Raw genomic sequence first — 20,682 nt, 5'->3', positions numbered from 1 at the left:
TAGATCGATCATCCAGAAGGAGGACGGTATGAACGGGATTCCGAGGCAATTGAGAGAAAGACGGCGGTCAACTTCCGAATCGCGGGTAAGCGGCGCGGAAACAATACTTGGGAATCGGGTGGGGTGCGTATGATAATGGAAGTGGCGACGTTGCAGGTGAAGCCCGGCTTGGCAAGCGAGTTCGAATCAAGCTTTCGTCAAGCGTCGAAAATCATAACCGGCATGAGAGGCTATATTCACCATGAGCTGCATAAATGCCTGGAGACCGACAACAAGTACGTCTTGCTGGTACGCTGGCAAACGCTGAAGGATCATACGGTCAGCTTCCGTCAATCCCCTGAATATGAACAATGGAAAAGCTTGCTGCATCCTTATTACGATCCCTATCCGACGGTTGAACATTACATCGATATCAAGCTTGACCTCTGACAAGGAAATCCAATAACGGTTACAAGGCATCCGTTCTCTCTAACAGGGAAAACGGCTGCCTTTTTTGCATGTCAAAAAATATGAAAAAATAATTGACAATGATAATCATTATCACTTATTATCAATGTAGCGCTGTTAGTTTCCGGAAACCTTCGCAATCTGCAAATGTTAGACAACAAGAAATATGGGAAGCGATCATTCCCGCTATTGGAGGGAACCATCTTGAGTTCAGTAATCATTGTTTTTGCCAGCATGACCGGGAACACGGAAGAAATGGCCGAGCTTGTCGCCGATGGCGTAAGGGCTGCGGGAATCGAGCCCGTCTTGAAATCAGTCGTGGACGCGAACGCCTCGGAGCTGGAGAAGTACGACGGCGTCTTGCTGGGTGCATATACGTGGGGAGACGGCGATCTCCCGGACGAGTTTCTTGATTTCTACGAGGAAATGGATGACATTCAACTAGCAGGCCGGAAAGCAGCCGTGTTCGGCTCGGCGGACTCTTCGTACTCTCAGTACGGGGCTGCCGTCGATACGTTGATCGCGAAGCTGAAGGAACAAGGAGCCGATGTCGTTCAGGAAGGCTTGAAGGTCGAGCTAAACCCGTCCGGCGACGAGAAGGAAGTGTGCCGTGCTTTTGGCCGGAAGCTGGCGGAAGCGTTGGCGTAACGATGGATGGAAGAGCGATTCGATACTCATCGGATCGCTCTATTTTTGTTATCCGGCGCTGGTGCAAAATTTTCGACAACTATGTATTTCGCAGAGCGGCGCCCTTATGATATAATTCTATTTTAGTTATGCAAAAGTTTGTGTAGGGAGTGAGCAGCTTGGCTCTGATAGTAATGAAATTCGGCGGAAGCTCGGTTGGGGACGCCGAACGGATGAAACGGGTTGCCGGTCGTATTGTGGAACGGCACCGCGAAGGACACCAATGCGTCGTCGTCGTATCCGCTATGGGCGATACGACGGACGATTTGATCGACCTGACAAAGCAAATTTATACGGGCGCACCGCCGGCGCGGGAGATGGATATGCTCCTGTCCACGGGCGAGCAAGTATCGATCGCGCTTTTGTCGATGGCGATACATAGTTTGGGCGAATCGGCCGTATCCTTTACCGGATGGCAGGCCGGGATGATTACCGAAGACGTACACGGCAAGGCAAGAATCACCGATATGAAGCCGGAACGTGTCCGTAAGGCGCTGGATGCCGGCAATATCGTCATTGTCGCAGGGTTCCAGGGCATGACCGAGGAAGGCGAAATTACGACGCTTGGCCGCGGAGGCTCCGACACGACGGCAGTGGCGCTCGCAGCAGGGATTCAAGCGGATGTGTGCGAAATTTTCACAGACGTGGACGGCGTTTACTCGACCGACCCGCGGATTGTTAAATGCGCGCGCAAGCTGAACGAAATTTCGTATGACGAAATGCTCGAGCTTGCGAACCTCGGAGCGGCGGTCTTGCATCCGCGCGCGGTGGAATACGCGAAAAATTACAATGTGCAGCTGGTCGTAAGATCCAGCTTCAACCATAATGAAGGCACGAACGTCAAGGAGGAAGCGACAATGGAACAAGGAATCGTAGTACGCGGCATCGCTTACGACAAGAATGTCGCACGCATCAGCATTTTGGGCGTGGAAGAGAAACCGGGGCAGCTGGCGAAGGTGTTCACGGCGCTGGCGCAAGCGCAAATCGATGTGGATATCATCGTACAAAGCGGCGTTGCTCAAGGAGCGGCTGACTTTTCCTTCACCGTATCGCTCTCCGATCTGGAGAAAGCGCTGCAAACGATCGAAGGCATTCGCAGCACCGTCGGCTTCCGCGAAGTGACGTCCGAGAACAACCTGGTGAAGGTTTCGATCGTGGGCGCAGGCATGGTCAGTACGCCGGGCGTCGCCGCCAAAATGTTCGAGACGATCTCCGATCTCGGCATCAGCATCCTGATGGTCAGCACGTCCGAAATTAAGACGTCCTGCGTCATTGAGAACGGCCGCCTGAACGAGGTTGTCCAAGCCCTGCACACGGCTTACGGCCTTGACACCGATACGACCGTATTCGTCGGCGGTCCTTCGGAACGCCGTTAACACCGGCTGCACTAACGGAACTTATCGAATAAGAACGTGAACGCCTTGAGCAAAAAGGCGGTAATCCCGGCGGCCATTAACGGGCCGACCGGGATTCCTTTTAAGAACACGATACCGATAATCGAACCGATTACAAGACCCACAATCATTTGCGGGTCTATTTTTAATAACTCCAATCCTTTGCTGTTCATATAAGTCGCAACGGCTCCCCCCAGCAGGGCGAGTATGCCGGGCCAAGTCGTAAACATCGAGGTGACGTCCTTGATGGATATTTTCTCGCTTGCGAACGGCACAAGAACCCCCATGGTCAAAAACAACAGCCCCAGCTCCAGCCCTCTCCGTTCAATCGTCGGGAGGTATCGCTCCAGACTGATCAGCTTCACAATCAACAGCACGCAAGCGGCCGTCGTAATAATGTGGGACCGGCCCAGCAGTCCGATAATGATAAGCGCAACCAAGAGAATATCCCCGTTCATATGCAGGCCCCTTGTCCGGAAGTGTCTTCATTTATGTGTATGAGCGCAGGGCCTTTTTAGAACAAGCTTGGCGGGGAACCGTTAACTAAGCCTCCAGGCGGCCATGCCGTACCATGGGGGCAAGGTCCAGCACATGGGTTTGGGCACAGTGGACCACATCGTCATGGAAACCGATCTTGGTCAGCCGTTTGCCGTTCGCGCACGTCAGTAGCGCGTCTAATAGCCGGTCCTGCACGTTCCGGTACGCCTGCAGCATGGCTAAACCGAAGTCGTCCACGTAGGCAGGTGCGTTCGGCCCCGTCAAGTTTCCGCGGATCGCTCCTGCCGCATGGAGCCGCAGCAGCTCATCGATCAGCAGACCCGCGCACAAGCCGTCCTCCAGCGCAAAGACATCCTGCGTGCCGGCACAAACGATGACGATGTCGCCCGTCAGGTTGGCCGCTTTGCGCGCACAGGCGGCGGCATTCAGCATACAGCCGATCAAAATATGACTCGCTTTCGCCGCCTTCTGAATCGCCCGTGTGCCGTTTGTCGTCGTCATGATGACCGTTTTGCCGGTGACAAGCTCGGGGGTATACTCCAGCGGGGAGTTCCCCAGATCGAAGCCCGGTATTTTTTTGCAAAATCGTTCGCCGCCGAGCAGCTCGTCTTTCCCCTGCATGCTCTTGGCTTGATTGACCGTCTCAACGGGGACGATGGTCCGGCATCCGTTCGCAAGCGCGGTCAGCATCGTGGAGGTCGCGCGCAGCACGTCGATGACGATGACGGTTTTGTGCTGCAGCTCTTCGGTGCGCGCTTCGTTTACGCTGGATATGACATGAATGTGCACGGCCTGTTGTCACTCCTTGCCTAAATTTGGTAATACCAGCTCACCACAGGCGCAGCCTCAACGTTAGCTTCGGCCGCCACCGGCGCAGCATCCGATACGTCAGCCTCCCCGGCCAGCGTATCGGAGCGAAGTCCGCGGCGCAGCGCTTCAAGCGAGAACAGATCGGCCGGCGCGATATTTCCGAGATGAATGCCGCTGCCGAGCCGCTTCAATAAATGAACCTGCTGGTCTTTGTGGGGCGCTTCCCACAACAACAGTTCCGGACTGGGCACCCCGCTGAGCACGAGCTCGATTTCCTCATCCTTACAGCTGCCGTCTTCGTTGTATATCCCTATTCCTTTGCCGGATTCCCGGCCTTCGATCGTAATGAGCGCCGCCCCGAGCTCGGAGTCGATCGTCACGGTCTCAACCAGCTCCTCCAGTTCAATAGCGGAGCCCCAGCCTTTCTTCCCGTATTCCGTAATAACCGTCAGCCCCGCATCTACACCGCGCCGAATCAAATCGCTTCTGACCCCGCGCGGAACATGGATCGTACCGTCGGAAATTTCTATCCCGTTAAAGCCCAGATAGGCAATCATATCAAAGAAATGATCGATGTTTTGTTGGACGATCGCGACTTCGAGGAACGTGCCGCCGGGGTACACGAGAATGTTGTGCGCTTTGGCCATCTCGATTTTTTTCTTCAGCAATGCCGTTTTATAAAGCGGAGAAGTGCCGAAACCGATTTTCAGCATATCCATGTAGTCGCCTGCCGTCTGCAGCAGATCTTCGATCGCATGGAGTCCGAGCCCTTTGTCGATTACCATCGTTTTGCCCGCAATGCGCGGTTTGCTCGTACGCTGACCGGTCGGGTCGCAAAGCTGAAAATGCCATTGCAGCGGTGTTCTAACCTCCATTACTTATCGCCTCGCTGTATAAATAATAAAATTCATGAAACATCGTATGCATTTCCTGCTGGGGTTGTGCCCGGATAGCCTAAAAGCAGACGAGCTTGCATACAGTGATAAGGAAACCAGGGGATGGGGTGAATTCCGTGTCAATGATCAATAAAATTGTGCTCAGCATGGCGACGATCCGCGTATTATCCGGCAGTATCGAAATTTTGGCGGCGCTTCTTATGCTGCGCTTCAACCAAATTGAGAAGGCGCTGCTGGTCAACTCGGGGCTGGCGCTCGTCGGACCGCTCGTGCTGCTGACGACAACTACGATTGGGTTGGTCGGGATGGCCGACAAACTTTCGGCCGGAAAGCTGCTGTGGGTGCTTGCCGGGGTGAGCTGCATTTTTATCGGAATCTTAAAAAAGTAAATCTGTCATAATTCAGTAGATATGGCATACACATGATTGTAAAAGATGGACAGGGAGGCTCAAAGATGCAATCGATATTGCCTTTCTTCTCCGCTCCGCTGCGGCACATTCTAGCAACTCTAGCAACGGGGCTGCCGCCTGGCCGGACGCTTCAGGAAATTCGCATCCGTGAAAATCGGCCGCTGGAGGTCGTCTGGGGACCAGGCCATGCCTTCGTCACCGCGGAAGGTGCGACGTGCTCCCGGACGGAACAAGCTTATCATCCGACCCGTCAAGATTGCGCTTTGCTGCTGGAGCTGTTAACGCAGCACTCCATGTATACGTTCGAGGAGGAGCTCAAGCGCGGTTACATAACGATTCAAGGCGGTCATCGGGTCGGCTTATCCGGCAGAACGGTGGTCGAGCATGGACATGTGAAATACATCAAGGACGTCAGCGGCTTCAACATCCGTCTTGCTCGGGAATGGAAGAACGCGGCCCAACGGGTGCTGCCCTTCCTGCTTGAACCGCGGACCGGACAAGTGCTGCGGACCTTGATCGTATCGCCGCCGCAGCAGGGCAAGACAACGCTGGTGCGCGATATCGCGCGGCAGCTCAGCGAGGGCTTCGCAAGCGGCGAAGGGTCGACGCCGTCCAGAGCGTTCAAAGTCGGCATCGTCGATGAGCGGTCGGAGATCGCCGCCTGCGTGCGGGGCGTTCCGACCTTTGACGTCGGCCCGCGCACCGACGTGCTGGACGGCTGCCCGAAGGCGGAGGGGATGATGATGATGATCCGCTCGATGTCGCCGGAGGTGCTGATCGCCGACGAGATCGGCCGGGCCGAAGATGCGGCGGCCGTACACGAGGCGCTGCACGCCGGGATCGCGGTCATCGCCACCGCACACGGAAGGGACGCCCAGGATGTCAAGGGGCGGCCGATTCTGAAGGAGCTGGTGGCGGACGGCGTCTTCGAACGCTTCGTGGTGCTGTCGCGCGCACCGGCAGCCAACGCTGGCGCGGGAGCTCCGGGCACGGCGGTGTACGACGCCCAGGGCAAGCGGCTGGACGAGCGGCTTGCGCTGCGTGGAGGCGTCAGCCTATGAGACGGGCCGGTACGCTGCACAGGCGGAAGCGGGGAAGCCCGCCATGCTGAAGCTGCTCGGCGCGATGTTGATCTTGCTCGCGGGCACGCTGCTCGGGTTCTTTCAAGCTTCACAGCTGGCGAAGCGGCCCCGTCAAATCGCCGACCTGATCAGGATGCTGCAGCGGCTCGAAACGGAGATCCTGTACGGCTTCACCCCGCTGCCCGAGGCACTGCGCTGCACGGGGCAAGCTTGCGCGACCGCCGTCGGCGCGTTATTCGTCCGGATGTCGGCGGAGCTGGGACACACCGCGGGACGACCGGTTCAGCAGCTCTGGGGGGAGACGCTAACCGCCGGTTGGCGCGAGCTGTCGCTGGGCCGGGGGGAGAAGGAGATCATGCAGCAGCTAGGCGCTACGCTCGGCCTAACCGACCGGGACGATCAAGTGAAGCATTTGCGTCTGGCCGTCAACCAACTGCGCGGAGAAGAGGAGCTGGCCAAAGACGAACAGCAGCGATACGAGCGGATGTGGAAGAGTCTCGGCTTGTTGATGGGGGCGCTCGTCGTCATATTGATGTACTAGCTCCGATTTGGCCAGTGAAGGGATAGGTTCAAGAATGAGGTGCCGCACATGAACGTGGACGTTAATGCGATATTTCAGATCGCCGGCATCGGCATCATTATCGCGATGATTCATACTGTGCTGAAGCAGATGGGTAAAGAGGATATGGCCCACTGGGTCACGGTCATCGGGTTTGTCGTCGTGTTGTTCATGGTCGTCAGTCTGCTCGACAACCTGTTTAAAGAAATCAAGACGATTTTTTTGTTCCAATAGGCGGGTGCGGCCATGGAAATCATTCAAGTGGTGGGACTTGCGCTCATCACGACAGTGCTGGTGCTGATCATCAAAGAGCAGAAGCCGATGTTCGCGTTTTTGCTCACGGCGTTCACGGGCATTACGATCTTTCTGTTCCTCATCGGGAAAATTTCAACCGTGATCAGCGTGCTGGAGGAGCTTGCGAATAAAGCGGAAATTAATACGATTTTTCTGAAAACGATTCTGAAAATTATCGGCATCGCCTACATCGCCGAATTCGGCGCGCAAATCGTGCGGGATGCCGGCCAGGAAGCGGTCGCTTCCAAGATTGAGCTGGCCGGTAAAGTGCTGATCATGGTCATGGCCATTCCGATCGTATCCGTCATCATCGAAACGGTCGTCAAGCTGCTGCCGGCTTAAGCGAGCGTTACCCGAGCAAAACCAACCAGGAGATGAAGCTCATGCTGCTGCCTAATCGTCGCCTTTCGCCGCCAAGAAGCGAGCTGCCGCTGCAGCGCCGCCCTTCCGCCGCCGAGATGAAGCGATGGCTCGTTGTCGTCGCGGTGCTGACGGTGCTCCTGTTGTCGGGAGGCGTCGGGTACGGCTGCTCGGACCTGACCGGCTGCGGAGCGCAGGTACAGGCCGCCACGCCCGCCGATGAACTGGTGCGCCAGCAGGCGGAACGGCTGCCGCTCGATCAAGTGGAACAGTTTTGGAGCGGCTTGATGAAGCAGTACGGCGGTTATTTTCCCGACAGCAAAGCCCCGACGTTCATGGAGCTGCTGCTCGGCGCCAAAAACTTCAGTATAGACAGCGTTTTCTCCGCCCTGTTTCGCTACTTTTTTCATGAATTGCTGTATAACGGCAAGCTGCTCGTCTCCATCGTCATTCTCACGATTTTCAGCATGCTGCTCGAGACGCTGCAAAGCTCGTTTGAGCGGAACGCGGTCAGTAAAATCGCTTACGCGATTTCGTTTCTCGTCCTGATGATTATGGCGGTGAACAGCTTTAACGTAGCGATCGGTTACGCCAAATCGGCCATATCCGACATGATACACTTCATGATCGCCGTCGTGCCGCTGCTGTTGACCCTGCTGGCGTCGATGGGCAACGCGGTATCCGTAACGGTGCTTCACCCGCTGATCGTGTTTATGGTGCACGCGGTCGGCACGGCCATCTACTTTCTGGTGTTTCCGCTGCTATTCTTCTCCGCCGTGCTGCACATCGTCAGCTCGTTGTCTGACAAATACAAGGTCACACAGCTGGCGAACTTGCTGCGAACGATCAGCCTGGGCTGCTTAGGTTTATTCATCACCGTATTTCTGGGTGTCATTTCGGTACAGGGCGCAACCGGAGCCGTGGCGGACGGCGTGACGATCCGTACGGCCAAGTATATCGCAGGCAACTTCGTACCGGTTGTCGGCCGTCTGTTCTCCGACGCTTCGGAGACGGTCATCGGCGCTTCGCTGCTGGTGAAGAACGCCGTCGGTTTGGCCGGCGTCGTCGTCATCTTGGTGCTGTGCGCTTTCCCGGCGCTGAAAATAATGGCGTTAGCCTTCATATATAACATCTCGGCCGCCGTCATGCAGCCGCTCGGCGATAACCCGATGATTACCTGCCTGGAGACCATTGGCAAAAGCATGATGTATGTATTCGCCGCTTTAGCCGTCGTCGGACTGATGTTTTTTCTCGCGATATCGATCATCATCGGCGCCGGCAACGTCTCGGTCATGATGCGCTGATCCGGAGCCCAGCGAAGGAGGGAGAACGCTTGGACTTTTTGAGCGGTTGGCTGAAGTCGGTCGTGCTGGTCATCCTGATCGCCACCTTCGTCGACTTGCTGCTGCCGAATCAATCGATGCAGCGCTATGTGAAGACCGTGATCAGCATGTTCCTGCTCTTGACGCTGCTCCAGCCCCTGCTAAGCCTGCTTCGCTCCGATGCGGCGCTGGACGAACGGCTGGCGGCAGCGCTGTCGCCCGACCTGGCGGCGGTGTCAGGCGGCGAGATGGACTCGCTCACGGCCATCCGGCAGCGCGCCAATGCCCTGCAAGCGAGACAGTTCGAGCAAACGTCGGCGCTCGTTGAGAACCAAGTGGAAGAATTGATGAAACGCAAGATTGAACAATCGGCCGATGTGGACGTACGGAACGTTCAAGTCGTGACGGCGCCCGACGAGACCGGACAGCCGGTGATCCGGAAGGTCACGCTGCAGGTGGCGGAGGGGCGTCCGGCCGAACTCCCGAATCAGGCACGGGCGAAGCCGGTCGCTGCGATGGAAACGGTCAAGCCGATCGAACCGGTGGTCCCTGTGGCCGACATTCGAATCTCGGACGGTTCGGCTGCAACCGCAGCAAGATCAGTGCCGCAATCCGCCTCGTTCGGACCCGATAAAGAGCCGCTATCCCCGGCATTGCTGCAAACGAAGACGCAAATTATCCGGATGCTGGAGCAAGATTGGCAGCTGACGCAGGAACAGATCGAACTAACGCTGGAACCGGCCCCGGGGAGGTGAAACGGTGGGAGAAGACAAGAAAGGTTGGTTGTCCTGGTTCAAGGGAGGCCCCGGCGGTCCGAAGCGGATGCAGACGTTTCGCCTGCTGCTGCTGCTTGGGCTCGTCGGAGCGGCGCTGATGATCATGAATTCGTTCATCACGGTGAAGGATGTCGATCCGATCAACGAAGGGCGCGGGTCACCGCCGGATCAGGCCGAAGCCGCGTTCGGCTCCGGAAGCAAGGAGCAAACGGGCTTTCGCGAATATGAAGAAGCGTATCAATCGCAGCTGCGGGACATTTTGACCAAGATCGTGGGGGTCGGCGAGGTTGAGGTGCTGGTCACCATCGACTCGAGCGAAGAGATCCAGGTAGAGCGCAACACGAACGAAACGCAGCAGGTAACGAACGAGAAAGACCAGCATGGGGCAACCCGGCATATCACGAATGTGTCCCGGAACGGCGAAGTGGTGTTATACGAAGTATCCGGGGGCAAGCAGCCGCTGATCGTCAAGACGATTAAACCGAAAATCCGAGGCGTGCTCGTCGTTGCCAAGGGGGCGGAAAATCTTACGGTCAAAAAGATGATCGTCGAAGCGGTGGAGCGTGGACTCGATGTTCCCGCGCACCGGATCTCAATCCTGCCGCGCAAGCAATAAATAAACGTCTTTCAAATACGAACGATGAACTCAAGGAGGAATGAACAAATGAATTCCAGAAGACAAACGATTTGGTTGGTATCGATGCTGAGCTTGATGGTCGTCCTCTCCGCCTACTATTTATTCACGGAAGACGTGAACGAGCTGGAAGTGGCGTCAACCGGGGTTAAAACGAACGAGATCGTCGTGAACACGGGTCAATTGGATGTGAAGCAGCCGGAAGCGGCCGATGCAAAAACGGACGCAGCTCCCGCCGCCGATACGAAAGCGGACGCCGCCAAAACGGATAACGCCAAAGCCGGCGATCCTAAAGAGAGCAGCACGAAAACCGATACGCCTTCCTCCGACACTGCGAAAACGGACGACAAAGCGGCGCAGCCCGTATCGAATACGGGAACGGACGCTTCGAGCGAAGAAGCTAAAATCTTACAAAAAATGCAAGCGACTGCGACATCCGGCACCGATTTCTTCCTCAGCGCCCAAATGAAGCGCAATGAAGAGCTGACGAAGAAGGTGGAAAGCTTGATGACGATTATCACCGATCCGAAACAAACGGCGGAAGCCGCGGCCAAAGCTCAGGAAGAATACAACAAGATCCAGGACATGGAAGCGAAAGTAACCAGTCTGGAAGATATCCTCGGCGGCGACTTCCCGCAGGTCGTCGTCACGCAAGACGCGAACAAATGGAAAGTTACGGTGCAGTCGAATAAATTGGAACGCAGCCAAGCCGTCAGCATTGTCGATAAAGCCATGCAGGAGCTCGGCGTTCAGGCGGATCAAATTTCCGTCGTCATGAAGCCTTAAATCATCGGTGACAGAGTCCGCTCCCGCGGACTCTTATTTATTTGGAGTAACAGAATGAAGTACAAGTTAAGAGTGCGTGCGTATATCTAACATGGTGCAGGGGGATGGCTAATCCTTTTGAAATGACACATCATGTATCTGATGTTTTTTGGATGGAAGACCATATTTAGTATAAATCATAAACAAATGGTAGATATTGCAAAGGGATCAGGAATTTCGACAGCTGAAAATATGAAGTAGAACCAAGTACTAATAAGTTCTTCCCTTCAAATTATATTGTGATATAATAACAACGTCGTTTGTTTCACATCGCCAGCGGCGAAGATTGCCTTCCATGGATCGCCTGCTGCGCGCCAGATGCCCAAAGGAGTGAATGCACTTGTTTAAGTTAAGCGAAATCAAAGAATTGATCAAGCTTGTGGATCAAAGCTCTTTGCAAGAACTGGAAATTGAAAGCGAAGGCTCGCGCCTTTTCATCCGTAAACCGAATAAAACCGAACAGGTTGTCGTGACCGCGGCTCCGGCCGCTCCTGTGTATGCGCAAGTGCCTGCCCCTCAAGCGGCGGTACAAGCCCCTGCAGCGGAAGCGCCAAGCGCGTCCAAACCGGCGGCAGCCGACTTAGGTCTACATACAATCGTGTCCCCGATGGTCGGCACGTTCTATGCCGCTCCATCGCCGGGCGCCGCTTCGTTCGTATCCAAGGGCAGTGCGGTAAAAGAGAAAACCGTCGTTTGCATCATCGAAGCGATGAAGCTGATGAATGAGATCGAAGCCGAAGTGAAGGGCGAGATCGTAGAAGTGCTCGTGGAGAACGGACAGCTTGTGGAGTACGGGCAGCCGTTGTTCCTGGTGAAACCGGAGTAAGTAGGAGGAGAGCCGCATTGAAGTTTCATAAAATTTTGATTGCCAACCGCGGTGAAATTGCGGTACGCATCATTCGCGCTTGCCGCGAGCTCGGCATTACGTCGGTTGCGGTCTACTCGGAAGCCGACCGCGACGCGCTGCATGTCCGCTTGGCGGACGAGGCCTATTGCATCGGACCCACGCTGTCCAAGGACAGCTATTTGAATTACACGAACATCATGAGCGTGGCGACGCTGACGGAAACCGACGCGATCCATCCGGGCTACGGATTTCTCGCGGAGAACGCCGATTTCGCAGAAATATGCGAAAGCTGCAATATAACGTTCATCGGTCCTTCCCCGGAAGCGATCAGCAAGATGGGCGACAAATCCGTCGCCAAGCAAACGATGAAAGAAGCCGGCGTACCGGTCATTCCGGGCTCCGACGGGTTGGTCGAGAATGTGGAAGAAGCAATTCGTCTCGGCCGGGAAATCGGATACCCGATCATCATTAAAGCGACCGCAGGCGGCGGGGGCAAGGGCATACGTTTAGCTGACAATGAAGAAATGCTCATTCAGCAAATTACGGCCGCCCAGCAGGAAGCGCAGAAGGCGTTCGGCAACGCCGGCGTTTATTTGGAGAAATATTTGACCGGCATGAAACACGTCGAGATTCAAGTGCTTGCCGATAAACACGGCAACGTTGTCCACCTGGGCGAGCGCGACTGCTCGGTGCAGCGACGCCGCCAGAAGCTCGTCGAGGAAGCGCCATGCCCGATCCTGACGCCGGAAATTCGCGAGGCGATGGGTGAAGCGGCGGTGCGTGCGGCGAAAGCGGTTAACTATTCCGGCGCAGGAACGCTTGAGTTTTTGCTCGGCGCGGACGGCCAATTTTATTTCATGGAAATGAACACCCGGATTCAAGTGGAGCATCCCGTAACGGAGCTTATCACCGGAATCGATATTATAAAAGAAATGATCCGCGTCGCCGAAGGCGAGCCGCTTTCGTTTACGCAGGAAGACGTGAAGATCGACGGTTGGGCGATCGAATGCCGCATTAACGCGGAGGATTCGGAACGCAATTTCATGCCGTCGGCCGGGCAAATCAAGTTTTACTTGCCGCCGGGCGGCTTCGGCGTTCGAGTGGACAGCGCCGCTTATCCGGGCTACACGATTCCGCCGCACTACGATTCGATGATCGCGAAGCTCATCGTCTGGGGCAAAAATCGCGATGAGGCGATCCAGCGAATGAAGCGCGCGCTTGCCGAATTTGCCGTTGAGGGCGTACATACGACAATTCCATTCCACCTGAAGCTTCTGGAGCATAAGAAGTTTTTGGCGGGCGATTTTGACATTAAGTTCCTGGAAGAGCACGACGTGAACGACCCCAACTCGTAATATTGCCGGTTCATTGTCATATTTTTGTCCAAATGGTATAGTATACAATACAGACAAGGGTCGGGCTGGCATCAGAACCAGTCGCTAATTCGGGCAAAAGTGAAGGACTACCGACGATCGTATGTAAATTGTTGTGAATGAAGCCGTTTTTGCCTCAGCAAAAACTTGGAGGAGGACCTAACCATGAGTATAGTTGCTGCCGATTACGAAAAGACCGACATGGGTACGATTCAAATTGCTCCTGAAGTGATTGAGATCATTGCCGGCATGGCGACCATCGAGGTTCCCGGCGTTGCCGGTATGAGCGGCGGTTTCGCCGGCGGGATCGCGGAGCTGCTCGGTCGCAAAAATTTGTCCAAAGGCGTAAAGGTTGAAGTCGGACAGCGCGAAGCGGCGATCGATGTTTCCGTCGTTATCGAATTCGGCACCCGGATCCCGGAGGTGGCGAGCGGCGTGCAGCAGAACGTCAAACACGCGATCGAATCGATGACCGGCTTAAGTGTCGTTCAGGTGAACGTGCATATCCATGACGTTATTTTTAAAGGTGCGGAGAAGCCGCCGGAAGAGCCGGAAACGAACACGCAGCGCGTTAAATAAACGATCATAGTCAGGTTGAACCCCCTTACGTTCACGTCTGGGGGTTTCCTCCATACCTGCGAAAGGAGCCCGATCCCGTGGCCAAAGTACTCGACAAACTGCTGTTGTTTATTTTTAGTATCGTCGTACTCCTTGCATCATTCGTCCTGCTCATTGCGGCATTCGGGCTGATTCCTTTGAACGATGCGCAAAATTTTGTTCATGACGTATACAACGAGATTAACGTCGCCGTTCCTTTCATTATTGTCACGGCTGTCGTTCTGCTGCTCGCCGTTCGCTTTCTGTACTTGTCGGCGCGGCGCGGCAAATCGTCCGTGCCTTCGATCGATCAGCGGACGGAGTTCGGGGATATTCGCATCTCGCTCGATACGGTTGAGAATTTGTCCCTGAAGGCGGCTTCCCGCTCTCGCGGCGTTCGAGACCTGCGTGCCCGTGTCAAAGTGAACCAAGCGGGCCTTGAGATCGTCATTCGGGCGATTGTGGACGGAGAAACCCCGATTCCGGCGTTGACGGAAGAAATGCAGGCGAACGTGAAACGGCATATCGAAGACATCACCGGCATTCCCGTGGCGTTCGTGTCCGTGTTTATCGCGAACATTCAGCAATCGTCCCCCACGTTCAAAAGCCGGGTGGAGTAGAGGGGAGTGTCCCGCATGTGGGTGCAAATCTGGGAGCGGCTTCTCGAACAGCACAGAGGGAAGACCTTCGGCGTCATCGCCGGGGTGGTGCTGGGCATCATTTATTTGATCTTCGGCTTGTTTCATATGTTAATCTTTGTCTTGATCGTATATACTGGATATTACATAGGGAAAAAGTTGGACCGGAACGAGCCGGTGTTTCCCGCAGAAGACACTTGGCGTAGGCTAATGGACAAATGGAGACTGTTCCGCTAAAATCCTTGGGAGACGCCCAAGGATTTTTTGTCGGGCGAAGGATTGTAGCCGGGACAAGCGACCCAACAGGAGGATTTTCATTACATGAGACGAAGACTGGCAAGGGAACTTGCCCTACAAAGCTTATACCAGATGGCCATGAACGAAGTGAGCACGGGCGATGCCGTCGATCACGTCGTGGAGGAAGCGAGAGGCGAGGACGAAGGACAGCTGACGCGGGAGAAGGATCGAATCTCCGAGCAAGACGTCAAGGAGCTGGTCGAAGGGACGCTTAGCCACAAGTCGCAAATCGACCATCTGCTTGTGGACTATTTAAAAGGCTGGCAAATGGACAGGCTGTCGAAGGTGGACCGCGAAATTTTACGCTTGGCCACCTATGAGATGGTGTTCCGCGACGATGTGCCGCCGAAGGTTGTCGTGAACGAAGCGATCGAGATGTCCAAAAATTTCGGAACGGAAGAGTCGGGGAAGTTTGTCAACGGCGTGCTGGGCAAAATGATCAAAGATTTGGATACGCTTCGCGGTCAATCGTCATCGCCAGAAGCTTGATATGATTCGAGCCAACTCAGAGCGAAGCCTTCATCGTAAAGAAAGTTCGGAGAAGACGAAAGGGGAACGTAAGCGATGTCTGCACATGTGATTAACGGTAAGGAGCTCGTCGGCGCCTACCGAACCGAAATTAAAGATCAGGTCGACCGGTTGATTGCCCAAGGGGTGAAGCCCGGTCTTGCCGTCGTCATCGTCGGCGAAGACCCGGCTTCTCACGTCTATGTGCGCAACAAGAACCGCGCATGCGAAGAGGCGGGCATTCACTCTGAAGTGTACAAGCTGCCGGAAGCAACGTCAGAGAGCGAGCTGCTCGCACTGATCGCCAAGCTGAATGCGGATAAGGCGATTCACGGCATCCTGGTGCAATCGCCGCTGCCGAAGCAAATCAACGAAGAACGGGTAGTTGAGGCGATTGCCCCCGAGAAGGACGTCGACTGCTTCCATCCGGTCAACGTCGGCAACCTGATGATCGGCAAGCCGGGACCGGCGCCTTGTACGCCAGCAGGCGTGATCGAGATCTTGAAGAAGGTCGGCGTGGACATCGCAGGTAAGCATGCGGTCGTCATCGGCCGCAGCAACATTGTCGGCAAGCCGATGGGCATTCTGCTGCTTCGCGAGCATGCGACGGTTACCACCTGCCATTCCCGCACGAGCAACCTGGAAGAGATTACGAGCCAAGCGGATATTCTGATTGCCGCTATCGGCAAGCCGAAGGTGATCAAACGCCGGCATGTGAAGCCGGGCGCCGTGGTCATCGACGTAGGTGTGAACCGGCTCGATACGGGCAAGCTGTCCGGAGACGTCGACTTTGACGATGTGGTCGATACGGCAAGCGTGATTACGCCGGTGCCGGGCGTCGTCGGACCGATGACGATCACCATCCTTCTGCGCAATACGCTGGAAGCGGCGCAGCGGGCGGCCGGTTTGCGCGCAGTGCATTAGCCATGAGCGGACGAACGATTTACTCGATCAAGGAGCTTAACCGGGTTATTAAAAATAAATTGGAGGCCGACGACGCGCTGCAAAACGTATGGGTGCGCGGGGAAATCTCCAATTTTACGCATCATTCGAGCGGACACATGTACTTCACGCTGAAGGATGCGGACAGCCGCTTGAAGAGCATCATGTTCGCGTCGTATAACCAGCGTCTCGGGTTCATCCCCAAGGAAGGCACGAAGGTGCTCGCCTGCGGTAATATATCCGTATATGAACGGGACGGGGCTTATCAGTTCTACGTGACGCAGATGCAGCCCGACGGCATCGGCAGCCTGTATCTGGCCTACGAGCAGCTCAAGAAAAAGCTGGAAGCCGAAGGCTTGTTCGCACCGGAACGAAAAAAGCCGATCCCGGCTTTTCCGCACGCGATCGGGGTCATCACGTCGCCGACCGGTGCTGCGGTGCGCGACATTATCATTACGCTGCAGCGGCGTTATCCGTCCGTGCCGGTGCTGCTCTATCCCGTGCTTGTGCAAGGGAAGCAGGCGGCACCTTCGATCGTAAGGGCGGTCGAAGAGATGAACCGATTAAACGAAGTGGACGTATTGATCGTCGGACGCGGGGGCGGCTCCTTGGAAGAACTTTGGGCGTTCAACGAAGAAATCGTCGCGCGTGCGATATACGCTTCGGTCCTGCCGGTTATTTCGGCGGTCGGGCACGAGACGGATTTCACGATAGCCGACTTCGTCGCGGATCTGCGGGCGGCTACGCCGACGGCGGCAGCCGAGCTTGCGGTGCCGCATCATCTGGAGCTGGCGCAGCGGATCGCGCATCTGAAGCAGCGGCTGTACGGCGGCTTAACCTCGCGTCTGGAAGGCGGCCGCGAACGATTGAAGCGGCTGCAGCGCTCGCCGTATTTGACGAATCCGCGCCGACAGCTCATGCTGCAGCCGGCGGAGCGACTGGACCGGATAAAAGAGCAGCTCATCTACAAAATGCGCGGCCGGGTCAATAAATCGCAGGAGCGATTGATGCGGTCGGATCGGAAAATCGCGGCTTTTAATCCGAAGGAACAGGTTGTATACTCCCGTAAGCGGCTCGATGCAGCGGACCGGCTGCTCCGGCAATCGATGCAGGCCGCGCTCAAGACGAAGCAGCGGGAGCTGGTGTCGACGCTCCGTCAGCTCGATGCGCTTAGTCCGCTGAAAGTCATGCAGCGCGGTTACAGCCTCGTTTACGACGAGAAGGAGAAGCAGCTGATCAAGTCGGTGCAGCAGGTGCAGCTGGGAGATATTATTAAGCTGCGGCTGGCCGACGGCCGGATTGATTGTCACGTATGGTCCATGGAGGAGAAACGAGATGACGAATCAGGAACAAACAACGCCTAGCTTTGAACAGGCGATGGAGCAGCTGGAACGTATTGTCGCGAAGCTTGAAAGCGGCGACGTTCCGCTCGAGCAAGCGATCGAGCTGTTTCAGGAAGGGATGAAGCTGTCTCAGCTGTGCGGCCAGAAGCTGGAACAGGTGGAACGGAAGATCGAGGTGCTGCTCGAGCAGGAAGGCGGCTTGACGCGGAAGCCTTTCAATCCGGGCGAAGCCGATAAAGGAGAAAGCCGATGAGCGCCGTAAGCAGCATTCGCGATTATATCCAAACACAGGCCCTGCGGGTCGAGCATGAATTGGAGCGCTCCATTCCGCAGGAGTGGAGCATTCCGGCCGCACTGCGCGAATCGATGATGTATTCGCTGATGGCCGGCGGCAAACGGCTTCGTCCGATTCTTGTGCTCGCCTCGGCCGAGGCGCTGGGCGGCCGGGCCGAGGACGCGATGCCGGTCGCGCTTGCGGTGGAGATGATCCACACGTATTCACTCATTCATGACGATTTGCCGGCAATGGACAACGACGATTTCCGTCGCGGCAAACCGACCAATCATAAAGTATACGGGGAAGCGATGGCCATTTTGGCCGGAGACGCGCTGCTCACGCACGCGTTCTATACGATCGTTCAAGCAGCTAGGAAGCAAGGCGTAAGCGGCGGCACGATCGCCGATATCGTCGAAGATCTGGCCAGGCTTTCCGGCGCGCCGGGCATGGTCGGCGGACAAGCGGCCGATATGCAGGGCGAACAAGGCGTAACCAAGCTCGAAGAGCTTGATTACATTCATCTGCACAAGACGAGCGATCTGATCGTATTCTCGCTGAAGGCGGGCGCCCGTATCGCGGGCGCTACGGCGGAGCAGCTGGCTGCGCTGGATCGGTTCGGCACGTGCATCGGGCTTGCTTTTCAAATTCAGGACGATATTCTGGATCTTGTCGGCGACGAGCAGAAGCTCGGCAAACCGGTGCAAAGCGACGTGAAGCAGCAGAAGGTAACCTATCCGTACTTTATTGGGATCGAAGCTTCGCAAGCGAAGATCGAGCAGCTGACCCGTGAAGCGCGGGATGCGGTAACGGGGGCGGGGATTCCTTATCCGGAACGGCTTTTGCAGCTGGCCGATTATCTCATGAAGAGGGATCATTGAGTCCGGTTCGATTGAGTGGGCTAAAGCGGCTGTGCTATAATGACATCAACATAGAAACACACGACAAATCCACTAAGGAAAGCGGGGGGAACAAGCATGCTGCTCGAACAAATTCAACAGCCAGACGACTTAAAGCGCCTCGCTTTCGAACAACTTGAGCCGTTGGCGGCTGAAATCAGACAGTTTCTTGTCGAGAAGCTTTCGGTTACCGGCGGTCACCTCGCGCCGAATCTTGGGGTTGTCGAGTTAACGTTAGCGCTGCATTACTTGTTTGACAGTCCGAGAGACAAATTTATTTTTGATGTCGGGCATCAGTCTTACGTTCATAAAATTTTAACCGGCCGGATGAATCAATTCGACACTTTGCGTAAATATAAAGGGCTTTGCGGATTTGTGAAACGGTCCGAGAGTGAACATGACGTCTGGGAAGCCGGACACAGCAGCACGTCGTTATCCGCGGCGATGGGCATGGCGGTATCGCGCGACCTGCAAGGGAAATCAAACCGCGTCATCGCTATGATCGGCGACGGCGCCTTAACGGGCGGCATGGCGCTCGAAGCGCTCAATCATATCGGACACGAGCGCCGTAAGCTGATGGTCGTGCTTAACGATAACGAAATGTCGATCGCTCCGAACGTTGGCGCGCTCAGCAACTATTTGGCGCGCATCCGCTCCGACCGTCATTATGTAAAGGCCAAAGAAGAGGTCGAGCAATTGCTCAAGAAAATTCCGGCCATCGGCGGGACGCTTGCCAAGACGGTCGAGCGGTTGAAAGACTCCTTCAAATATTTGGTCGTACCGGGGGTATGGTTCGAAGAGCTCGGATTTACGTATTTCGGTCCGGTGGACGGCCACAATCTGTCTCTGCTGATGGAAACGCTGAAGCAAGCGGATAAGGTGAACGGTCCGGTCGTCGTCCATGTCATTACGCTGAAAGGCAAGGGCTACTCGCCCGCGGAAGCCGATTCGCACAAGTGGCATGGCATCAGTCCTTACAAGATCGAATCCGGTCAGGTCTTGAAGCCGGTCGGTCCGCCGATGTATACGGAAGTGTTCGGCAGTACGCTGATCGAGCTCGCCGCGCAGGATAAGCGCGTCGTAGCCATTACCCCGGCGATGCCGGGCGGATCCGGGCTGCTCGGGTTTGCCAAGGCCTACCCGGAACGGATGTTCGACGTAGGGATTGCCGAGCAGCACGCGGCGACCTTCTCCGCCGGTTTGGCGTCCGAAGGCTTGAAGCCGGTGTTTGCCGTATACTCCACGTTCCTGCAGCGGGCCTATGACCAGGTTGTACACGATATATGCCGCGCCAACCTGAACGTAACTTTCGCCATAGATCGCGCCGGCTTCGTCGGACCCGACGGCGAAACGCATCAAGGGGTGTATGATATTGCTTACTTGCGCAGCATCCCGAATATGGTCGTAATGATGCCGAAGGATGAGAACGAGCTCCGTCATATGATGAAGACGGCGCTCGATTATGAAGACGGCCCGATCGCATACCGGTATCCGCGCATTAACGGACTGGGCGTACCGCTCGACGAGCAGTTGACGGCGATTCCAATCGGCACATGGGAAACGCTCCGTCATGGGCAGGATGCGGCGATTTTAGCCGTCGGCCCCATGATTCCGATCGCCCTCGAAGCGGCGGAGACGCTGGCGAAGGAAGGCGTACAGGTGCGTGTCGTCAACGCGCGGTTTATCAAGCCGATGGACGAAGCGATGCTGAACCAGCTGGCCAAGGAAGATATCCCGGTCCTTACGCTCGAGGAAGGTGCCGTGATGGGCGGCTTCGGCAGCGGGGTTCTTGAGTATTATTCGCTCCATAACCATTACGGTATGAGGGTGAAGACGATCGGCGTTCCCGATTACTTCGTGGAGCACGGTTCGGTCGGACAACAGCGGGAGGAAGTCGGTTTGACCGCCGAACGTCTCGTGTCCGAATTGACGGCGCTCGTGCCCCGCAAACGACAAAGGGCGTAACGTTCA

The 20,682-nt window shown here is 55.8% G+C and carries 26 protein-coding genes; 23 read left to right on the top strand and 3 right to left on the bottom strand.

From position 1 onward, the window contains the following. Positions 1-129: 129 nt before the first annotated feature. From JMF85_RS20370 to JMF85_RS20360, 3 genes are all read left to right on the top strand, one after another. A complete protein-coding gene (locus tag JMF85_RS20370; protein WP_127605517.1) occupies positions 130-429 on the top strand; it encodes an antibiotic biosynthesis monooxygenase family protein in 300 nt (99 codons plus the stop codon). Positions 430-651: 222 nt separating this feature from the next. Beyond that, positions 652-1,095 carry a flavodoxin gene (locus JMF85_RS20365; protein ID WP_054795208.1) on the top strand — a complete coding sequence of 148 codons (444 nt, stop codon included), beginning with the start codon at positions 652-654 and terminating at the stop codon, positions 1,093-1,095. Between the two features lie 158 nt (positions 1,096-1,253). Beyond that, entirely contained in the window at positions 1,254-2,510 is a 1,257-nt protein-coding gene (locus tag JMF85_RS20360) for an aspartate kinase (protein ID WP_141333992.1), read from the top strand. An 11-nt stretch (positions 2,511-2,521) separates the two neighbouring features. On the opposite strand, the gene JMF85_RS20355 is transcribed toward JMF85_RS20360, so the two are convergent. The 3 genes from JMF85_RS20355 to comA form a co-directional block, all read right to left on the bottom strand. Further along, on the bottom strand, positions 2,522-2,986 hold the full coding sequence (locus JMF85_RS20355) for a DUF441 domain-containing protein (RefSeq protein WP_054795206.1): 465 nt from the start codon (positions 2,984-2,986) through the stop codon (positions 2,522-2,524). An 85-nt stretch (positions 2,987-3,071) separates the two neighbouring features. Beyond that, complete coding sequence (locus tag JMF85_RS20350; RefSeq protein ID WP_141333991.1) at positions 3,072-3,815, bottom strand: 2-phosphosulfolactate phosphatase; 744 nt, start codon at positions 3,813-3,815, stop codon at positions 3,072-3,074. Between the two features lie 20 nt (positions 3,816-3,835). Then, complete coding sequence (comA, locus tag JMF85_RS20345; RefSeq protein ID WP_141333990.1) at positions 3,836-4,711, bottom strand: phosphosulfolactate synthase; 876 nt, start codon at positions 4,709-4,711, stop codon at positions 3,836-3,838. Between the two features lie 143 nt (positions 4,712-4,854). On the opposite strand from comA, the gene JMF85_RS20340 reads away from it, so the two are divergent. From JMF85_RS20340 to dxs, 20 genes are all read left to right on the top strand, one after another. Next, on the top strand, positions 4,855-5,121 hold the full coding sequence (locus JMF85_RS20340) for a YqhV family protein (protein ID WP_127605511.1): 267 nt from the start codon (positions 4,855-4,857) through the stop codon (positions 5,119-5,121). Between the two features lie 65 nt (positions 5,122-5,186). Continuing rightward, a complete protein-coding gene (gene spoIIIAA / locus JMF85_RS20335) occupies positions 5,187-6,203 on the top strand; it encodes a stage III sporulation protein AA (RefSeq protein WP_141333989.1) in 1,017 nt (338 codons plus the stop codon). A gap of 43 nt (positions 6,204-6,246) precedes the next feature. After that, positions 6,247-6,765: a stage III sporulation protein SpoIIIAB gene (spoIIIAB, locus tag JMF85_RS20330; protein ID WP_201318841.1), complete on the top strand. Its 519-nt coding sequence runs from the start codon at positions 6,247-6,249 to the stop codon at positions 6,763-6,765. 48 nt (positions 6,766-6,813) lie between these two features. Next, positions 6,814-7,017 carry a stage III sporulation protein AC gene (gene spoIIIAC, locus JMF85_RS20325; RefSeq protein WP_127605509.1) on the top strand — a complete coding sequence of 68 codons (204 nt, stop codon included), beginning with the start codon at positions 6,814-6,816 and terminating at the stop codon, positions 7,015-7,017. 12 nt (positions 7,018-7,029) lie between these two features. Further along, a complete protein-coding gene (gene spoIIIAD / locus JMF85_RS20320; protein ID WP_054799647.1) occupies positions 7,030-7,419 on the top strand; it encodes a stage III sporulation protein AD in 390 nt (129 codons plus the stop codon). Positions 7,420-7,535: 116 nt separating this feature from the next. Beyond that, on the top strand, positions 7,536-8,741 hold the full coding sequence (gene spoIIIAE, locus JMF85_RS20315; RefSeq protein ID WP_141334062.1) for a stage III sporulation protein AE: 1,206 nt from the start codon (positions 7,536-7,538) through the stop codon (positions 8,739-8,741). A gap of 29 nt (positions 8,742-8,770) precedes the next feature. Continuing rightward, positions 8,771-9,514, top strand: a complete 744-nt coding sequence (gene spoIIIAF / locus JMF85_RS20310; RefSeq protein ID WP_181410039.1) for a stage III sporulation protein AF — start codon at positions 8,771-8,773, stop codon at positions 9,512-9,514. 4 nt (positions 9,515-9,518) lie between these two features. After that, a complete protein-coding gene (gene spoIIIAG, locus JMF85_RS20305) occupies positions 9,519-10,151 on the top strand; it encodes a stage III sporulation protein AG (protein WP_054795202.1) in 633 nt (210 codons plus the stop codon). A gap of 48 nt (positions 10,152-10,199) precedes the next feature. Further along, positions 10,200-10,955, top strand: a complete 756-nt coding sequence (locus tag JMF85_RS20300; RefSeq protein WP_141333987.1) for a SpoIIIAH-like family protein — start codon at positions 10,200-10,202, stop codon at positions 10,953-10,955. 379 nt (positions 10,956-11,334) lie between these two features. Then, on the top strand, positions 11,335-11,820 hold the full coding sequence (accB, locus tag JMF85_RS20295; protein ID WP_054799649.1) for an acetyl-CoA carboxylase biotin carboxyl carrier protein: 486 nt from the start codon (positions 11,335-11,337) through the stop codon (positions 11,818-11,820). 17 nt (positions 11,821-11,837) lie between these two features. After that, a complete protein-coding gene (gene accC, locus JMF85_RS20290; protein ID WP_127605503.1) occupies positions 11,838-13,196 on the top strand; it encodes an acetyl-CoA carboxylase biotin carboxylase subunit in 1,359 nt (452 codons plus the stop codon). A 183-nt stretch (positions 13,197-13,379) separates the two neighbouring features. After that, the gene (locus tag JMF85_RS20285; protein ID WP_127605501.1) at positions 13,380-13,793 is read left to right on the top strand and encodes an Asp23/Gls24 family envelope stress response protein; all 414 of its coding nucleotides are present in this window, start codon (positions 13,380-13,382) and stop codon (positions 13,791-13,793) included. 77 nt (positions 13,794-13,870) lie between these two features. Then, on the top strand, positions 13,871-14,431 hold the full coding sequence (gene amaP, locus JMF85_RS20280) for an alkaline shock response membrane anchor protein AmaP (protein WP_054795199.1): 561 nt from the start codon (positions 13,871-13,873) through the stop codon (positions 14,429-14,431). Between the two features lie 15 nt (positions 14,432-14,446). Beyond that, a complete protein-coding gene (locus tag JMF85_RS20275) occupies positions 14,447-14,686 on the top strand; it encodes a DUF2273 domain-containing protein (RefSeq protein WP_054795198.1) in 240 nt (79 codons plus the stop codon). An 84-nt stretch (positions 14,687-14,770) separates the two neighbouring features. Then, positions 14,771-15,235, top strand: a complete 465-nt coding sequence (gene nusB / locus JMF85_RS20270) for a transcription antitermination factor NusB (RefSeq protein ID WP_054795197.1) — start codon at positions 14,771-14,773, stop codon at positions 15,233-15,235. A gap of 75 nt (positions 15,236-15,310) precedes the next feature. Beyond that, the gene (gene folD / locus JMF85_RS20265; protein ID WP_127605499.1) at positions 15,311-16,177 is read left to right on the top strand and encodes a bifunctional methylenetetrahydrofolate dehydrogenase/methenyltetrahydrofolate cyclohydrolase FolD; all 867 of its coding nucleotides are present in this window, start codon (positions 15,311-15,313) and stop codon (positions 16,175-16,177) included. A 2-nt stretch (positions 16,178-16,179) separates the two neighbouring features. Continuing rightward, entirely contained in the window at positions 16,180-17,559 is a 1,380-nt protein-coding gene (gene xseA, locus JMF85_RS20260) for an exodeoxyribonuclease VII large subunit (protein ID WP_201318808.1), read from the top strand. Next, positions 17,531-17,791, top strand: a complete 261-nt coding sequence (gene xseB, locus JMF85_RS20255) for an exodeoxyribonuclease VII small subunit (protein ID WP_054795195.1) — start codon at positions 17,531-17,533, stop codon at positions 17,789-17,791. Before xseA ends, xseB begins: the two co-directional genes overlap by 29 nt. Beyond that, positions 17,788-18,693, top strand: a complete 906-nt coding sequence (locus JMF85_RS20250; protein ID WP_141333984.1) for a polyprenyl synthetase family protein — start codon at positions 17,788-17,790, stop codon at positions 18,691-18,693. Before xseB ends, JMF85_RS20250 begins: the two co-directional genes overlap by 4 nt. Before the next feature lie 96 nt (positions 18,694-18,789). Next, positions 18,790-20,676 (top strand): 1-deoxy-D-xylulose-5-phosphate synthase, encoded by a 1,887-nt coding sequence (gene dxs / locus JMF85_RS20245; RefSeq protein WP_127605493.1) that lies wholly within the window; start codon positions 18,790-18,792, stop codon positions 20,674-20,676. Positions 20,677-20,682 lie beyond the last annotated feature (6 nt).

It is taken from the genome of Paenibacillus sp. EPM92, assembly GCF_016586185.1.
In the GTDB taxonomy this organism is placed as follows: Bacteria; Bacillota; Bacilli; order Paenibacillales; family NBRC-103111; genus Paenibacillus_G; species Paenibacillus_G validus.
Note: the sequence above shows the minus strand (reverse complement) of the source record. Positions and strands in the feature narration are given on the sequence as shown.

Bases quoted from the DNA above. Each gene is read 5' to 3' on its own strand.
- JMF85_RS20370 (WP_127605517.1), top strand. From the start codon at position 130: ATGATAATGGAAGTGGCGACGTTGCAGGTGAAGCCCGGCTTGGCAAGC.
- JMF85_RS20355 (WP_054795206.1), bottom strand. From the start codon at position 2,986: ATGAACGGGGATATTCTCTTGGTTGCGCTTATCATTATCGGACTGCTG.
- comA (WP_141333990.1), bottom strand. From the start codon at position 4,711: ATGGAGGTTAGAACACCGCTGCAATGGCATTTTCAGCTTTGCGACCCG.
- JMF85_RS20340 (WP_127605511.1), top strand. From the start codon at position 4,855: ATGATCAATAAAATTGTGCTCAGCATGGCGACGATCCGCGTATTATCC.
- spoIIIAA (WP_141333989.1), top strand. From the start codon at position 5,187: ATGCAATCGATATTGCCTTTCTTCTCCGCTCCGCTGCGGCACATTCTA.
- spoIIIAB (WP_201318841.1), top strand. From the start codon at position 6,247: ATGCTGAAGCTGCTCGGCGCGATGTTGATCTTGCTCGCGGGCACGCTG.
- spoIIIAC (WP_127605509.1), top strand. From the start codon at position 6,814: ATGAACGTGGACGTTAATGCGATATTTCAGATCGCCGGCATCGGCATC.
- spoIIIAD (WP_054799647.1), top strand. From the start codon at position 7,030: ATGGAAATCATTCAAGTGGTGGGACTTGCGCTCATCACGACAGTGCTG.
- spoIIIAE (WP_141334062.1), top strand. From the start codon at position 7,536: ATGAAGCGATGGCTCGTTGTCGTCGCGGTGCTGACGGTGCTCCTGTTG.
- JMF85_RS20300 (WP_141333987.1), top strand. From the start codon at position 10,200: ATGAATTCCAGAAGACAAACGATTTGGTTGGTATCGATGCTGAGCTTG.
- JMF85_RS20285 (WP_127605501.1), top strand. From the start codon at position 13,380: ATGAGTATAGTTGCTGCCGATTACGAAAAGACCGACATGGGTACGATT.
- JMF85_RS20275 (WP_054795198.1), top strand. From the start codon at position 14,447: ATGTGGGTGCAAATCTGGGAGCGGCTTCTCGAACAGCACAGAGGGAAG.
- nusB (WP_054795197.1), top strand. From the start codon at position 14,771: ATGAGACGAAGACTGGCAAGGGAACTTGCCCTACAAAGCTTATACCAG.
- folD (WP_127605499.1), top strand. From the start codon at position 15,311: ATGTCTGCACATGTGATTAACGGTAAGGAGCTCGTCGGCGCCTACCGA.
- xseA (WP_201318808.1), top strand. From the start codon at position 16,180: ATGAGCGGACGAACGATTTACTCGATCAAGGAGCTTAACCGGGTTATT.
- xseB (WP_054795195.1), top strand. From the start codon at position 17,531: ATGACGAATCAGGAACAAACAACGCCTAGCTTTGAACAGGCGATGGAG.
- JMF85_RS20250 (WP_141333984.1), top strand. From the start codon at position 17,788: ATGAGCGCCGTAAGCAGCATTCGCGATTATATCCAAACACAGGCCCTG.
- dxs (WP_127605493.1), top strand. From the start codon at position 18,790: ATGCTGCTCGAACAAATTCAACAGCCAGACGACTTAAAGCGCCTCGCT.